Genomic DNA, 16,725 nt, shown 5'->3' on the forward strand with positions numbered 1-16,725 from the left:
ATGGGTGTAATTTCAGCAAAAACAATATTTCGTGTTAATTAGTGAAATTTGTGTTATAAAACCAACGGCACTTTTCGGAATTCATCTTCCTCATTGCTTTCGATTCCAAGCGCTTTATAGATGTATTGAAAAGTCGATAAAATTTCTGGTTTACCATCCACTAAAGCGACATCATGTTCGAAATGAGCACTTGCTTTTCCGTCTGCGGTAGTAATGGTCCAGCCGTCTTTGTGTTGTTTGATGTTTCGGGTTCCAAGATTGATCATAGGCTCGATCGCTACAACCATTCCTTCAACAAACAGTTTTCCGCGACCGCGTTTTCCGTAGTTTGGCATTTCTGGTTCTTCGTGCATTTTCTGTCCTAAACCGTGTCCTACCAACTCGCGAACTACTCCGTATCCGTGAGCTTCTGTATATTTTTGGATCGCATTTCCAACATCTTCCACGCGATTTCCGGCTTTAAATTCTCTGATTCCTACGTAAAGAGATTCTTTCGTTACTTTCAAAAGTTTTTTAACTTCGGGAGCAACTTCTCCAATTTCGAAACTATAGGCGTGATCACCGTGATATCCATTTTTGAATGCACCGCAATCTACCGAAATAACGTCACCGTTTTTCAAAGGTGTATTGTTCGGAATTCCGTGTACAACCTGAGAGTTTGGACTCATACAAAGTGAATTCGGGAAATCATACAGACCTAAGAAGCTTGGAACTGCACCGTGATCACGGATAAATTCCTCAGCCAGTTTGTCCAGGTATAATGTAGTTACTCCTTCTTTAATTTCAGAAGCAATCATTCCCAATGTTTTAGATACGATCAAAGCACTTTCGCGCATTAATTCGATTTCTTCACGTGATTTTACAATAATCATAATTTCGGATTTTCAGTTCGCAAAAGTACAAATTTTAATATTATCTTTTTATTTAAAAATTTTTCGCAACGAATTCACAAATTAAATGGAATGACAGGCGTTTAAAAATTGGTCGCGAATTCACGAATCAATATTTATGCGTAAAGTTTGCCAATAGAAATTTGTGAATTCGTGGCGAACGGATAATTAATGAAGAGTTATTGGTTCACAGAAAAAACGTAAATTAGTAATCATTGAAATGAATTAAATTATGGAAACGTCTGTAGATCATGAAAATATAGTAAAGAAGAAAGCCCTGAAACGGATGAAAAATAATGCATTGGGACTCTTAGGTATCGCAGTGCTTTTGTTTGTAGTAGCGGTTTATTTTAAGATTCCGATGCTTCAGGCTTTTAGTGAAGCGGCGATGGTGGGCGGTATCGCCGACTGGTTTGCAGTGGTGGCATTGTTCCGTCATCCGTTAGGAATTCCGATTTGGCACACGGCCATTATTCCGACTAAGAAAAATGAAATTGGTGAAAACTTAGGGAATTTTGTTTCGGAAGAATTTCTGAATCGGGAGAAACTGGAAATAAAACTCGAAGAATTTAATTTTGCTACGAAAGCAGCTGATTGGCTTTCGCAGGAGGAGAATGCCAATAAAATTGCCAGTGTTGTGGCTTTAAATATTATTCCGGGAGTTTTAAAAACGATAAAAGATGAAGATATCAAACGATTTATTCAAACTCAGTTCAAAGAAAAACTGGAAGCAATCAATTTTGGCGATTGGGTAGCGTTGGCGTTAGAGCCTTTGCAGAAAGGAAATGTGAAAGAGGAACTGCTGACCAACGTGTTGAATGTGATGAGTACAGAGCTTGCTAATAATAAAGATCTGATTCGGAAAAAAGTGAAAGCATCGACTCCGTTTTTAAGTTTTGGTTTGGCAGATAAAAGTATTACAGAGGGAGTTTTTAATGGGCTTGCTGATTTTTTAAACGAAGCCAAACATCCCGGAAGTGCTATCAGGATTAAGATAGATGAGTATGTGTACAATTTTCTGGACAAAGTAAAGCATTCAGAAGAGATGCGGGAGAAGATTAATACTGTGATATTGGGTTTTGCCGGAAAAAAAGAGGTTCAGGATTATGTCAACGGAATTTGGGATGAAATAAAAAGATCGATTTCAGCTGATTTGGAAAAGGGTGAAGAATCGTCAATTAAGAAAAATATTTCGGGTTTGATTGAGGGGTTCGGAAATGGATTAAAAGAAGATACCGTTATGATCGACAAGATCAATAATTTCATCAAGAACGATTTGCTTTCGATGCTGCTAAACAATAAAAAAGTAATTGGAGATTTGATTTCGTCTACCGTGAAAAGCTGGGATGGAAAGGAGGTTTCGGAAAAATTAGAACTGGAGATCGGAAAAGATCTGCAGTATATCCGAATCAACGGAACTTTGGTAGGAGGTCTTATTGGACTCGTGATTTATGCCGTCGAATGGACGTATCATTATTTGGTCTAATCCATCAGTAAAAAATGATTTAACACATAGAAGGATTATGCGTTAAAAAACGTGAAATGTCTTTTTTAGGAGTATCGGGACTATGAGCCTGGATAATAGCCACAGATTAGGGGATTAAAAAGATTATGAAATCTGCAAGATCTGCGTGCAAAAAGATTTAACACATAGAGACATAGATTGAATGCACAAAAAAGAACGCAAAAAGAAATATGTTTCTATGTGTTAAAGTAGATTTTAAACTTTAATCCGGATTGGCCATGATTTTGAACAACTCTGAATTTGAGATGTAAAATCGATTGTCCAGAGCAATTGCGGCTAGTTTTGCGCTAACCAGATTGTTTTCTCGTGTATTGATCAGAAATAACGAGCTTTCTCCGAAAGAGAACAATCGTTCTTCTGAGGTTAACATCGCGGCATTATTTTCTACTAAATTTTTTACCAGTTTCTTTTGTCTGATCAGCGAATTGATTTCTACTTTCTGTGCACTTATTTTGTTGGTCAGCTGTGTTCGTTCCAGAGCAAGAGCAAATTCATTTTCCTGAAGTTTGTATTTGGCCAGTTTCAGACTTCCACGTTCTTTTCGAAGAAACAAAGGGAAGTAAAATTCTAAGCCAACTTTGTAATCGTCAAATTTATAATTGTCAATATATCTAGGATCAGATAAATAAGAATACCCAACGTTTATTTTAGGCAACAGCATGTTTTGCTTCAGGTCTTTTTCAACCTTGAGGATGTCTATTTTATTTTGCAGTGCATTCAGCTTCGGATGTGTTTCTAAATTGGTATCGCCTTGTAGTAGATCGTTTGTTTTCAGCGTTTCTTGTAAAGTCGATTCAAGCGCTGTTTCCGGCACTAGCTCGTCTGAAATTTCCAATGGGATATTATTCTCCAGCCACATATAATTCGATAATTCGAGTTTGGCTTTGGTTAATTTTAATTTAGAATCTTCCAGACTTAAGGCTCTGTTTCTTACAATAATTCCGGCTTCAATACTGTCTATTGCCGGCTTGTCGCCTTGTTCGATGAGCGATTTGATTCCTTTTAGACGAATTTCAGCATTGTTGTTGTACATTTCATAAAGCTTCATTTCCTCGAAGTTTTTCTTCCAGTTGAAATAAGCCAGTGATGCATCATACAAAATGCCAACCGCCTGAAGTTTTCTTTCAGCCTGACTTAGTTTGATCTGAATTTTAGCTTTTCGCACATCTGCCATTCTTTGGTTGATGAACAATCCCTGTCCAATTGGAACACTGATCCCAAAAGAAGTTAATCCCTGATTGGGAGTAGTATTTTCAGGATTCAGGTACACTCCTTCGTTATTGTCGAATCCCGCTTTCAGTTCAATTCCGTACCAGGTCGGGATCTTAAAACTGCTGTTTAGAATCGAATAATATTCTTTGTCTTTAAATTTTTTCTGACTGAAATCAACTTCAATTTTTGGGTCAAAACCACCACGTGCCATCATCAGATTAGCTTGTGCTTTGCTGACTTCCAAATTGGCATTTTTAACCAATGGATGGTATTTTTTTACATACCCCAAAAACTCATTGTAGGTGAGTTCTTTTGAGAAGGGCTGCTGGCCAAAAACGGTACAGCCCAGAAAAAGAAAAGCGATAAGTATTGGTTTCATTATTTTTTTTCTTTAGTTACTTTTTGGGTACTTTTATAATAATTAGGAGGGAATCCGTTTAGGGTTCTCCAGATTTCGAACCAAATTGGCACCGTGTCTAATAGGGCAATAGTTTGAGCACCGGAACCAATACTTAATTGTTTTGGCCATTTCGTCTCATCCGGGTCCGGAGCAATTAAGATTCTGTATTTACCATTCTCACTGATGAAGTTTTCTATCGCTACCACTGTTCCTCCAAAAGTTCCGTAAGACATGTCCGGCCATCCTGAAAACACAATGGTAGGCCATCCGTCAAACCAAACGCGTACTTTTTCTCCTTTTCTGATCAAAGGGAGGTCAATTGGGCTGATATAGGTTTCTACTGCGATATCATAATGAGAAGGCATTATCGTTACAATTGGTGTACCTTCTTTAATCGTTTCACCTAAACCTGCCTGCAAAGCGCGGTTGATGTAACCGTCCTGTACCGCTCTGATGTAGTACATGCCATTACGCAAGCTGTAATTGGCATATTGATTCTCCAGTTTGCTCACTTGTGCTTCCGTATCAAATTTATTACTCAGGGTGGTAAATTGGTCACTTCTTGCTTTGGCTACTTTTTCACCGTACTCAGCCGTAATTCTGTTAATCTCTACTCTGGCATTGATGTATTCATTTTTACTGGTGAGGTATTTGTTTTCCTGCGTGATGATTTTAGCATCTACATCTTGCAGTTTCAGACGTTTTTCTTCGACATCGGTAAGTGGTTTCAAACCTTCTTTGTTTAATTGCACCGAACGATTGTATTGTGTATTGGCAATTCGCAATTGCGTTTTTACAGCTACAAGATCAATACTGTCACTTTTTATTTTTAAAAGTGATTGTTTGACTTTATTTCTGGCTTGTTCCAGTTTTAGTTTTCTTTCGTTTTCAATCGCCTGAATCTGACCGGAAAGCGTGGTTACTTTTTCGCCATAAGATTCTAAGGAATTTTTCTTCGCGTCGACCTGATTTTTGGTATTTTCAACCAAATTAGGATCCATATAATCTTCCTTGATCTCAGAAATAAACAGAATCGTGTCTCCTTTTTTAACAAAGTCACCTTCCTGCACGTACCATTTTTCAATACGTCCCGAAATCACACTCTGAATCGATTGTGGCCTTTGGTTGGGTTTTAAAGTGGTTACCGCTCCCGAACCCGAAATATTCTGAGTCCACGGCAATAAAAGTGCAATAATTCCCAGAATGGAAGATGCAATTATAATTCGGTTTAAAATTTTATAATGTGGCCTGTTGCTTAGGTTTCTTACAGTCTCATAGCGATCAAGCGGCTGTAATTTTGTTTTATTGTCAGAGATATTTAACATGGCTTATTGTTTTTTTTGATCCAGTATAATTTGACCGTTTTGCATTGTAATTTTTCGCGTCGATTTGGTTTTCCAATATGGATTTTTGGAAGAAACGATAATCGTCCATTTGTTCTTATCCGAAGTAATAAAATCTATGATTTCATTCGCCACTTTTTCGTCCATAGTGTCTGTTGGATCTTCGTAAAAGAGCACTTTTGGCTTGTGAATAATACTTCTGGCCAACAGGATTTTTTGAGCATTAGAAGACGATAACTGTTTTCCTTCCGGGTGAATATGGGTATTCAGGCCTTTAGGTAATAATTTAATCAGCGGACTAAGCTGAACTCCGTCCAGTGCCCATTTCAAATCTTCGGTACTGATCATTGGATCATTAAAAGTAATGTTCTCTAAAATAGTGCCCTCAAATGGTGTTTCGTTGTGAATGATGCTGCCAATTTGTGAGCGGTATTGTTTCAGATTTATTTTTCTGAAAGTATCGTCGTTGATGTAAAAAGCTCCCGAACTTTGTCTTAATAAGCCTGATAGCAATCGAATAAGCGTTGTTTTTCCTGATCCGTTTTCACCTTCAATAACAATTTTTTCACCCTGATCGATTTTTAACGTAATGGAATCTAGGGCATTGGTTGGAGAATCCGGGAATTTGAATTTTAAATTCTCTGTTTCTAAAGAGATGCTGTTGTAGCAGTGATCGTTTAGGGAATCAGACTCGGAGTTTTCCTCTAAAGCTAAGTCCGTTACCTGTCCGATTTTTTCAACAGAAGTTAAAACATCATAGAAGCTTTCAAGTCCCAGAATGATTTTTTCTACCGATGTAATCACAAGTAAAATGATAATCTCAGCAGCAACAAACTGCCCGATGTTCATTTCCTGGCTTAGTACCAGATACCCTCCGATAGACAATAAACTGGCGGTAATAATGACTTTGAAAATAATCAATTGGGTAAACTGTTTTTTGATTACGCTAAAGTGTTTCTCTCTGTAATTCAGATAACCCGCTACGATCGAATTGTTTTTTTGAAGTGCAAAATCATAATTCAGTTCATTACGGAAACTAAAGTTATTACGGGCCATTTCCTGTAACCATCCCGCCACTTTGTATTTGAATTTGGATTCTTTTAAACTTGTTTCTAAACCTGATTTGTATGAAAATTTAAAAATAAAGTACAAAAGAAGGAACAGTAAAAGTCCGAACACAATAAAATAGGGATGATATAAAGACAACAGAATAATTCCGAAAGTAATCTGCAGTAAAGCGGCAGAAAAATCGGTTAATAATTTTGAAGTTCCTTTTTGAATCGTTAGGGTATCAAAAAATCGGTTCGTTAGTTCCGGTGGGTAAGTGCCATACAATTCTTCTGATTTTATTTTAGGCAGACGGGCTGCAAACTCAAAAGAAGCACGAACAAATATTTTTTGCTGTAAGTTCTCTGTGATACGCAGCTGCATAAACGAAAGTACTCCAACAAGAGCCACACCACCCACTACAAGTATAATAAGTACAATCCAGGAAACACTAACTCTTCCGGATTGTATAAAAGTAATGATGGCCTGAATTCCCAGTGGAAGCGATAAACTGACTAACCCGGCAAAAATGGCATAGAAAAAAATTTGGTAAATGTCTTTTTTGTCCAGTTCAAGTAAATGGTAAAATCTTTTTAAAGGAGTCATACTGTTTTTGTTATAATTAGCGCAAAACGTTTTCTGCAAGGTTTAGGTAAAATTGAGTTGTCGTAACCGTCTCATTACAATCTGTAATTGTTTTCAAATGATCCGTTAGAAAATGCTGATGTAAACTTCCTTCAACAATGGTTGAAACCAGTGATTTGGCGTAAGGATAATCGGGATTTACTTCTTTTACAATCTCAACAATTCGATTAATCATTCTTTTGTAAATTAAGAAAAAGCCCTCTTTGTTTTCCTGATCCACTTCTTTTGTGTGAAGTGTTTTGGTGAACTCGGCAATTATGATCTTATTTAAAATAGACTCATTAATATGATCTGTATAAATATCGTCAGATATTTTTTCGGTTACAATCGTAATGGCTTTTTTAAGCTTTTCTTTTTTATCGGTGATGTTAGTGGTATTAAAAACTAATTTATACTCGATCCAGCTCCAGTACCAGGATGACAGGTATACCAGCAGTTTGTGTTTGTTCTCAAAATAACGATAAATCGAACTTTCGTTTGAGCCTATTTTTTCACCTAACTTTTTAAATGTAAAATTATCAAAACCAATATCGTCAATTAGAAGAATACTCTGCTCAATTATTTTTTTTCCCAACGCAGATGTTTCCGGATCTTTTACATAGATCTTTTCGTTGATCTGCATTTTTATATTTGATAGTATAATTTGCATGAAAAAACATTTTTTCTGCAAAGATAATAGTAAAGCTATTAATTAAGAAATTTTAACTATTATTTATGTTTGTTTTTTTTAGTCCCGGTCCCGTTTTAAAATAGGAAACCCGACAGGTTTAAAAAAAAACTGTCGGGTTTATTTATTTTGAGGATTTAGTACTATCGCGATTCAGACTGAAAACTGCGACTAAAAACTAAATACTACAACAACGAATGGCAAGTCATCGCATTTGGCTGAGGCACGCCCATTAATTCCAGAATTGTAGGAGCGATGTCACCCAGAACACCATCCTGAATATTTTTCAACTCTTTATCGACTAAAATAATCGGTACCGGATTGGTGGTATGTGCTGTATTTGGACTTCCGTCAGGGTTAATCATCGTTTCGCAATTTCCGTGATCGGCAATAACAATCGTGGTGTAATCGTTGGCAAGAGCCGCTTCGATTACTTCTTTTACGCAGGCATCTACTGCTTCACAGGCTTTAATTGCAGCACTCATGATTCCCGTATGACCTACCATGTCACCATTGGCAAAATTTAGACAGACAAAATCTACTTCGCCTTTGTTTAATTCAGGAACCAAAGCGTCTTTTAATTCATAGGCACTCATTTCCGGCTGTAAATCGTAAGTGGCAACTTTTGGGGAGTTTCTTAAAATGCGTGATTCTCCTTCAAATGGAGTTTCTCTTCCTCCCGAAAAGAAAAAGGTCACGTGCGGATATTTCTCTGTTTCGGCAATACGAATTTGTTTTTTACCTGCCTTCTCTAAAACCTCACCCAGAGTTTCGGTAATATTATCTTTGTTGTAAACGACTTTTACGTTTTGGTACGTTTCGTCGTAGTTGGTAAGCGTTACATAATACAAGTTTAATTTGTGCATGTTCTGCTCGTGGAAGTCTTGCTGCGAAAGCGCTTCTGTAAGTTCACGGCCTCTGTCGGTTCTGAAGTTGAAAAAGATAACAACATCATCCTCGGTGATGGTTGCCAGTGGTTTTTCCTGCTCGTCAACCATTACGATTGGTGCGATAAATTCATCGGTTACATCGTGTGCATAACTGTCAAGAATGCTTGAAACCGCATTTTTAGACGGAGTTCCTATACCGTTTACTACTAAATCATAAGCCAGTTTTACGCGCTCCCATCGTTTGTCACGATCCATTGCATAATAACGCCCAACGATTGAAGCAATTTTTACAGGAGTATTTTTGATGTGCTCTTCTAGATCCTGAATGTATTTTGCTCCCGATTTAGGGTCAACATCACGACCGTCTGTAAACGCATGAACAAAAACATTTTCCAGCCCGTATTCCTGAGAAGCATCGATTAATCCGCGTAAGTGCGAAGTATGAGAGTGAACACCTCCGTCGGAAACTAATCCTAAAAAGTGAACTTTTTTATTGTTTTCTTTAGCATAAGTAAAAGCATCAATAAGGACTTGTTCTTTGGCAAGTGTTTGATGTGCTACGGCTAAGTTTATTTTGGCTAAATCCTGATATACAATTCTTCCGGCACCAAGATTCATATGCCCCACTTCACTGTTTCCCATCTGACCTTCAGGCAAACCAACGTTTAATCCGTCAGTACGAAGCTGAGCGCTTGGGTAATTTTTGTAAAGGCTGTTTATAAAAGGAACATTTGCATTGTCTATTGCAGATACTTTAGGGTCAGGAGATTTTCCCCAACCGTCTAAAATCATAAGGATTACTTTCTTGTTCATTAGTTTTCGTTTTTTACAAAGATAATTCATTTCTAAAGTCGACAAAAAAGCGCGGTGACAATTATGTTTAATAAAATGAAGCGTAGTAAAAAATACTAATTTGGTTGCAGAACCCTAAAAATTTTAAAATTAATTCACGCTAGGCTCTTCTTCGGATCTTATTTTTGACCCCATTATAGTCTATAAAATATTTCACACTTACTGAAAAGATATGTTTTAAAGCCTGATTGTTCAGTAAATCGGTGATGTTGTGTTTAAAGTCTTTGTTGATAATGCGTTCAAAATTAACACCATTATTGCGATATAAAACCGAAAGCTGACTGCCCGGAGCAAACCACCAGGAATACGATAAATCAGTGTTCCAGGAATAAAAGCTTGAGTTTTTATTCTTGGTGTATTGTGGATAAGGCGTTAAAGTTCCGTTTTGCTGAAGTTCAAGGATGTCTTTATTTTCGGCATAAGACCAATATTGTCTTACAGCCAGATTAAGTGTCATCGCACTGTTTATGGCATATTTTCCGTTTAAAGTGTTCGAATAAGTAATAACATTTCGATTCGCAAAAACGATTGTTTCAGGAGTGTTGTCATTATCATCATCGTCAAAATCGTCAATATAACCTTTGTTGTTGTTTCTTCGCAGGAAACTAAAAGCATAGGTTAGTAAAAGTTTATCGCTAAAACGGTATCGAGGTCCAGCATCAACACCATAGGCCATTCTTCCTGCTTCGTCCGCAAAGATTATAAATGGATTTAAGTCCAAAGCAAATTTCTTGTTGTAATTAGTCGAAACGCTTCCCCAGATTTCTATTTTTCTTGGAATGATAACATAGCGGTTTTCGGCTCTTGGCTCGTAATAATCATGTGAATTTAGAGGGAAAAGATCAATCCCGGCACCGTAAAAATTGTTTTTCAGGGTAGAAAGATTGACTTCTGTGCTAATTCGGTTATCCTGTACTTTTCCGGATTCTTTATTGAATTCGGTATACATATCATAGTCAACCCTGAAAGTATTAAAGAGTTTTGTAGGGTTTAGAATGCGGTAGTTACCATTTCCGTAAAGATTGTAATAATTGGTATAAAAATTAATCCCCATATCGTTGGGGTCAAAACCTTTAGAAACAAAATCGGAGCCAATACTATAGCGATAATTTCCGCTGGTTTCTGCAAAACGAATGGTACTGAAAACACCATTTTTGTCTTCAGTATCGTTAATCAAACTGTATTTTACATTACCGGATAAGCTGTAGGTGTTGGCTTTGGTTCTTAAGTCCCAGGCCAGTGCCGTTACGTTGGCATCCCTGTAATGCCCATTTCGGGTAACGTTTGTATTGATAAGAGTCACGGAAGAATTTTTGCGAAAGCGCTGATCTAAAATCAATACATTATAATTGGTTAGAGGTTCAGCAACCACACGTCTTGTTTCGCCTGAAAGAGTGTCTTTTATAGTAGCAAACGTTTTTTCGGTAACCGCATTTAAAATCCCGATTCCTAATCCTTTTTGGGTTCTTCCTGAAATTTTTAAAGCGTTGATGAGGTTCACATTCTGAACTTCTTCAATTATTTTTTCATTGTCATTTAAAGTAATGTCTATGGAAGGTTTGCCTCCAATTCTTCTCGAATAAAACAAACCTCCCTTGTTGAATAAATCAGTTCCTTCTGTAAAAAAGGCCCTGTTTTCGTTGAATTGCTGTTCAAACGGACCTAAATTCAAAATCTGATCGTCGTATTTCGTTTGCCCAAAATCAGGAATCAGAATCGCGTCAAGAGTAAAAGCATCATTAATACCGTACTTAATATCCATACCGCCTTTCAGTGTCCCATATGTTTTTTGACCGTCTGAAGCATTTAAATAATAAGAGGCGTAAGGCATAAAAAACAATCAGGTAGGAGGTTTTATATTGACAATTCCCTCCAGATTACCATTTTGCTGTGTGAATGTTCCAATTTTGGTGTCGATTAAATTCCAGGTATATTTTTTGCGTTCCCGTCTGATCTCTCTGAAAAAATTAATCCCCCAGGTTTGTTTGTCTGCGGCTGAAAAACGTAAGGCGGCATAGGGAATTTTGATTTCAACGGCCCATCCTTTGTCATTCAGCACCGCTTTGCTGAGCCATACGGCATCCCAGGAATAATCTTCGCCATTGGCATCTGTCATGATGCAGTCGCCCTGTACATCTGCTGCCGATACAAAAAACTGAAAATTTTGCTGGCCATCGTTAAAGCCATTGATAAAAACACCAAACATATCGGAAGTTCCGAAATTATCACGCTGCGAAATTTCTTTTAAAATTTTGGAAGGATCATCGTGAAGTGTTGCGGCTATATAGATTGCATCATTATTGTATAAAACCCTTACTTCAGTTTTTTGATTGTCAGGAATAGGTTTGCCGTTATCAGGCTGATACATTACAAAATCTGTAGCCGGAGAAACATTTTTCCAGGCAGGTTCGTCCAGTTTTCCGTCAATTAAAATGTTTTCCTTAGTCAGTTCAGCCTGCAGTGTTTTCTTTTGGGCATGACACCAAAAAGTAAAAAAGAGAAAGCTGATAAAAACTAATTTTTTCATAGTATTTTAAAAAATAGAAGAATGGATATTGCGCTTTGGTTAACAGACCCTGTTTTTTTTCAAATGTTACAGTTTTAATTGAAATAAATGATTTTTCTGTATTTTTTGCAAGAAAAGTACGAAAAATCAATTTTTTATTCATCCTTGAGTAAACCTCCTACAAAAATATTTGTTTTTTGAACCAAATACTAATTTGTTAAGCTGATTCTGTTAAAGTTTCACCAAAAAAGGGCTGATTTACAGCCTTATATTTTGCCAGGTATATTTTTTTTATACTTTTGCCAAACCCAAACCTCTGTTTAACCTAAAGAAATTCAATGATTTACAAGATTTATCCATTACTGGTGTTTTTGCTGTTATCTTTTGGTAAAGATTCAAACAACACCTCCGAAGTTAAAAAAGCAGCTGTAAAAACTATTGCTAAAATAGAAACGTTTACAGTTGATTCGAAAATTGAGAGTATTTACAATACCTTAAATCCCAATCATTTTTCACTACCTGAGCTTAGAACTTTCTCTGAAGCCTTAAAAGGGTTTTACTTCTTGAAAGAAAGAGGCGTAATCCAAAAAGACATCCTGACACTTATCGATTTTAGCCTGTCGTCAAACACCAAACGTTTGTGGGTAATTGACTTGGCTACCAATACTGTTTTATTTAATTCTTTAGTAGCTCATGGCAGAAATACCGGAGAAGAATTTGCATCTAATTTTTCAAATGCCAATTCCTCTTTCAAAAGCAGCCTGGGATTTTATGCGACAGGCGAAGTCTATAAAGGTAAACATGGTGTTTCTTTACGCTTAGACGGACTGGAGAACGGAGTGAATGACAATGCCCGCGAACGTGGAGTTGTCATGCATGGAGCTGATTATGTTTCAGAATCGTTTATCAGAAATAACAAACGATTAGGAAGAAGTCAGGGATGTCCGGCAATTCCAATGGGATTGACTAATGAAATTATCGAGATCATAAAAGACAAATCGCTTTTGTACATCTACCATCCATCCAGAAGTTTCGCGATGGAAGAGAGGCTAATTTCTTAACTTAGCATACAAATCCGAATCCAGATTATAAATATCAGCTCTGAAAATGAGCTGATTTTTTTTGCTCCATGCTGTCCAGTACCATTGGTATAAGGCGTATTTTTTTGTGATTCGAATGCTGGTTGTCTTTTTGGAAGCGATGATGGTGTCAATTTTATCTTTAGACCAATTTGTTGAATCTCCTAAAATATGTTCAGCCAGTTCCAGCGGATTTTCTACACGCACACATCCCGAACTTAAGGAACGGTTGTTTCTTCCGAAATTATTTCGATGGTTCGTATCGTGCAGGTAAACACTATGATTGTTTGGAAATAAAATTTTCATTAATCCCAAAGCGTTATTGTAACCCGGACTTTGTACATAACGGTAATTCCCCGGTTTATTTTCGTTCCAGGCAGCAGGGGAGACTTCCTTTCCGGCGGTATCATAAATAGTAATATTTTTATTCGCCAGATAATTTCGATTGCGTTTCATTGCCGGAACCACATCTTCCTTTAAAATAGTTGGCGGTACAGTCCAGGTTGGGTTAAAAACCACCGTTCTTAATTTTGAAGTAATGATTGGAGTTTTTCTCTTACTTGTTCCTACGACAACATTACGCACCAGAGTTGTATCCTGACTTTCAACAACATTTAATTTGTAATCAGGAATGTTGATAATAAAGTAGTCTTCGGCCAAATCAGTAGTATACCATCTCCAGCGTTCTAAGTTGGCGATAATTTGATGTTTTCTTTTCTCTTTAGAAAAATTAAGGGCACTTATCGTTCCAACTCCGATAACACCATCAGCAGCTAAGCCATGTCTTTCCTGAAATTTTTTAACCGATTCGAAAGTTTTGTGGTCATAAATAGAAGTAAGACTGTCCTTTCCGGTCATGTCTTTCCAGAACAAGAGTCTTTTTTTGATGTTGATCAAAGCGGTGTTAGTATCATTTAAGGTGATTTTGGTAACCGATTCAATAGGCTGGATATCGTCATCCGGAAAAGTATTGATGATTTCCAGTGCTTTTAAAAGTTGTTTGTAAGGAGATGCCTTCGATTGAATGCCGTCTACAATACTATCCAGTTTGTTTTTGTTGAATGCTTTTATCAGGACATTGTTTACGTCAAATGTTTTTTCTTCCAGATCCCAATCGGTGTATAGTTTTTTGGGGTCTAGTTTTCCTTTGTAAAGATGGTTGAGGTATTTTTCAAAATTATAAGTCAGTAAAACATCGTAGGTTGCCAGATCAGAATCACTTAACGAACTAATTTTACTTTCGAATTTTTGTAGTTTCGAAGCTTTGTAATCCTCGGGATCCAGACCCAATTGCTCGGCATCGGCCAATTGCGACAAAACATAGGTTCTTTTTTTCAGATTTCCCCAAACGGTCATGTTTTCTGATGAGTTGTAGAACAGCTTGAGTGTTTCACTTTTAAAGGTACCAATCAGGGCGGTATCAATTGAAACCTTTCTTTCGTCAGTAAGTATAATAGCCGGGGCGGCTTTTTTTACCACGGGAATAGCTTTTGGTGCTTCTTTTTTGCAGCTAATGAATAAACATATTATAAATAAAAAGTAAAAATTCTTCATTCAATATTCTTTTAAATATAAAACAATACACGCTACAGTTTTTAATCCGAACTAAATTACCTGGGGATGGAAGTTTGTTCTTTTCGTAAACGTACAATAGCGTTTTGATGTTAAATCAAATTGGCTTCATCGGTGTTGCAGTAGGTTTACGACGTTTGATTGCAGCCTTTTCAGATTCTTTACTCTTTTGAAGCTTTTCTGCAAAGATTTTCCGGATTTAAATTTGATTTTCTCGGCAAATATAGGTCTGATTTTCTCAAATAATGAAATAATTCTTATTAATTTTTCATTATTAAAATAAGACCGGTTAAGTTGGCCGTTTTCTAAACTTTTCCTTCAAAGATACAACTTTCGGCTGATTTTTCCTTTCGAAGCAGGGATTGATAATCGGAATAAATTTCTTTTGCTGTAGTTTCTTTTATACGAACTCCATTTTATGAGAAATAATTGATTTTATAACTTTTTAATTTTAAATAAGTTATCATTAAATGTGATTTTTTATTGAATTTTTTTGCCAAAAAGCTTAGATTTAACTGAATTTATGCCTTATCTTTGCACCGCAGTAATGCGAAAGTAGCTCAGTTGGTAGAGCTCCAGCCTTCCAAGCTGGTTGTCGCGAGTTCGAGCCTCGTCTTTCGCTCTAAAAAAACCGAGATTTAATCGTTTCGGTTTTTTTAACAAAAATAAAAAATTATTGAGTTTTGTTTTTTTAATGATTTAATTTTTTATATTTGCACCCTGTTAATGCGAAAGTAGCTCAGTTGGTAGAGCTCCAGCCTTCCAAGCTGGTTGTCGCGAGTTCGAGCCTCGTCTTTCGCTCTAAAAAAAACTGAAATTTAATTGTTTTGGTTTTTTTAGCAAGAATAAAAAATTATTGAGTTTTGTTTTTTTAATGATTTAATTTTTTATATTTGCACCCTGTTAATGCGAAAGTAGCTCAGTTGGTAGAGCTCCAGCCTTCCAAGCTGGTTGTCGCGAGTTCGAGCCTCGTCTTTCGCTCTAAAAAAAACTGAAATTTAATTGTTTTGGTTTTTTTAGCAAGAATAAAAAATTATTGAGTTTTGTTTTTTTAATGATTTAATTTTTTATATTTGCACCCTGTTAATGCGAAAGTAGCTCAGTTGGTAGAGCTCCAGCCTTCCAAGCTGGTTGTCGCGAGTTCGAGCCTCGTCTTTCGCTCTTAAAAAAGCCTCAAACAAATGTTTGAGGCTTTTTTCGTTTTTGCCTGTATTCAAGCGTATTCATGTAAAAAAAATCCAAATTCCAAATTTGATTGATAAATTGGAATTTGGAATTTAAAAAGATTGGATTTTTATTTCAGATTGCTCAGGTCGCTCCCAGTCTCCAATTCTGTCGGAGTTTCGTTTTGCAGAAACAAACGCGCCTGCAGGTTTCCTTTCAAAGTGATTGTATCGCCTTTTACTTCCAGCCAGCTGCCTTCTCTTAAACCTAAAACCGGGATTGTGTTGAAAGCATGGAATTCCTTAATTCTGGTTTCCCTTGTTTCGCCCATATGTTTAGATTGTAAGTCAGGATCCAGATAATGTGGGTTCAGATTAAAAGGAATCAGTCCTAAGGTTTGAAAACTTGGAGGGTAGATGATGGGCATGTCGTTGGTGGTTTGCATCGAAAGGCCGCAAATGTTACTTCCGGCACTTGTTCCTAAATAAGGAGTTCCGTTTTTCACCGTCTCAGAAAGAAGCTGCATAATATTGTACTTGTAAAGCTGCGTCACCAATAAAAAGGTATTTCCACCACCGGTAAATATTCCTTCTGCATTTTTTATGGCGTCAGCTGCATTTTCAAATTCGTGAATTCCTTTAACGGAGATATCGATCGAAGCAAAAGCTTCCGAGACCTTTGCGGTATAATCGTCATGCGAAATACCTCCGGGTCTGGCAAACGGAATAAATAAAATGCTCTTACAGTTTTTAAAGAGAGATTGTAAAGTAGGGAGTAAATACTCTAAATAGCTGCCTTCGTGAAGAGTAGAAGTGCTGGCAATGATAATGCTTTTCATAATGGTTTAAACTCAGGTTGAATTGGTTAAAGGTATTAAAAAACTCTCTTTGGAATACTTCTTTATGGGGTTTAATTAACATATTTTTACCAACT

At 36.7% G+C, this 16,725-nt stretch carries 10 protein-coding genes, 4 tRNA genes and 1 pseudogene; 6 read left to right on the forward strand and 9 right to left on the reverse strand.

The features are described from left to right. Window positions 1–53: 53 nt before the first annotated feature. Window positions 54–872, reverse strand: a complete 819-nt coding sequence (map, locus tag BHE19_RS20665) for a type I methionyl aminopeptidase (protein ID WP_017497801.1) — start codon at window positions 870–872, stop codon at window positions 54–56. 250 nt (window positions 873–1,122) lie between these two features. Here map and BHE19_RS20670 point away from each other — a divergent pair, with 250 nt between their 5' ends. Continuing rightward, the gene (locus tag BHE19_RS20670) at window positions 1,123–2,376 is read left to right on the forward strand and encodes a DUF445 domain-containing protein (protein WP_070908693.1); all 1,254 of its coding nucleotides are present in this window, start codon (window positions 1,123–1,125) and stop codon (window positions 2,374–2,376) included. A 241-nt stretch (window positions 2,377–2,617) separates the two neighbouring features. Here the strand turns inward: BHE19_RS20670 and BHE19_RS20675 are convergent, their stop codons facing one another. The 6 genes and pseudogenes from BHE19_RS20675 to BHE19_RS20700 form a co-directional block, all read right to left on the reverse strand. After that, on the reverse strand, window positions 2,618–4,006 hold the full coding sequence (locus tag BHE19_RS20675) for a TolC family protein (RefSeq protein WP_070908694.1): 1,389 nt from the start codon (window positions 4,004–4,006) through the stop codon (window positions 2,618–2,620). Beyond that, on the reverse strand, window positions 4,006–5,352 hold the full coding sequence (locus BHE19_RS20680) for an HlyD family secretion protein (RefSeq protein WP_070908695.1): 1,347 nt from the start codon (window positions 5,350–5,352) through the stop codon (window positions 4,006–4,008). The genes BHE19_RS20675 and BHE19_RS20680 overlap by 1 nt, the downstream gene beginning before the upstream one ends. 3 nt (window positions 5,353–5,355) lie before the next feature. Then, the gene (locus BHE19_RS20685) at window positions 5,356–7,023 is read right to left on the reverse strand and encodes a peptidase domain-containing ABC transporter (protein WP_017497805.1); all 1,668 of its coding nucleotides are present in this window, start codon (window positions 7,021–7,023) and stop codon (window positions 5,356–5,358) included. A gap of 16 nt (window positions 7,024–7,039) precedes the next feature. Next, window positions 7,040–7,711, reverse strand: a complete 672-nt coding sequence (locus tag BHE19_RS20690) for a TetR/AcrR family transcriptional regulator (protein ID WP_026110125.1) — start codon at window positions 7,709–7,711, stop codon at window positions 7,040–7,042. Between the two features lie 203 nt (window positions 7,712–7,914). Further along, on the reverse strand, window positions 7,915–9,432 hold the full coding sequence (gene gpmI / locus BHE19_RS20695; protein WP_070908696.1) for a 2,3-bisphosphoglycerate-independent phosphoglycerate mutase: 1,518 nt from the start codon (window positions 9,430–9,432) through the stop codon (window positions 7,915–7,917). Between the two features lie 139 nt (window positions 9,433–9,571). After that, a pseudogene (locus BHE19_RS20700) lies at window positions 9,572–11,998 on the reverse strand (DUF5916 domain-containing protein). Between the two features lie 317 nt (window positions 11,999–12,315). Here BHE19_RS20700 and BHE19_RS20710 point away from each other — a divergent pair. Beyond that, window positions 12,316–13,038, forward strand: a complete 723-nt coding sequence (locus tag BHE19_RS20710) for a murein L,D-transpeptidase catalytic domain family protein (RefSeq protein WP_070908698.1) — start codon at window positions 12,316–12,318, stop codon at window positions 13,036–13,038. On the opposite strand, the gene BHE19_RS20715 is transcribed toward BHE19_RS20710, so the two are convergent. Further along, window positions 13,027–14,610 carry a L,D-transpeptidase family protein gene (locus tag BHE19_RS20715; RefSeq protein WP_070908699.1) on the reverse strand — a complete coding sequence of 528 codons (1,584 nt, stop codon included), beginning with the start codon at window positions 14,608–14,610 and terminating at the stop codon, window positions 13,027–13,029. The two genes, BHE19_RS20710 and BHE19_RS20715, sit on opposite strands and share 12 nt — an antisense overlap. A 567-nt stretch (window positions 14,611–15,177) precedes the next feature. Between BHE19_RS20715 and BHE19_RS20720 the strand changes: the two genes are divergently transcribed. From BHE19_RS20720 to BHE19_RS20735, 4 genes are all read left to right on the forward strand, one after another. Next, a tRNA-Gly gene (locus tag BHE19_RS20720) sits at window positions 15,178–15,250 on the forward strand. Window positions 15,251–15,356: 106 nt separating this feature from the next. After that, window positions 15,357–15,429 (forward strand) — tRNA-Gly (locus tag BHE19_RS20725). Between the two features lie 107 nt (window positions 15,430–15,536). Then, window positions 15,537–15,609 (forward strand) — tRNA-Gly (locus BHE19_RS20730). 107 nt (window positions 15,610–15,716) lie between these two features. Then, a tRNA-Gly gene (locus tag BHE19_RS20735) sits at window positions 15,717–15,789 on the forward strand. Between the two features lie 133 nt (window positions 15,790–15,922). Here BHE19_RS20735 and pepE read toward each other — a convergent pair. Beyond that, window positions 15,923–16,630, reverse strand: a complete 708-nt coding sequence (gene pepE, locus BHE19_RS20740; RefSeq protein WP_070908700.1) for a dipeptidase PepE — start codon at window positions 16,628–16,630, stop codon at window positions 15,923–15,925. Window positions 16,631–16,725 lie beyond the last annotated feature (95 nt).

It is taken from the genome of Flavobacterium tructae (assembly GCF_001853485.1).
GTDB classification, from domain to species: domain Bacteria; phylum Bacteroidota; class Bacteroidia; order Flavobacteriales; family Flavobacteriaceae; genus Flavobacterium; species Flavobacterium tructae.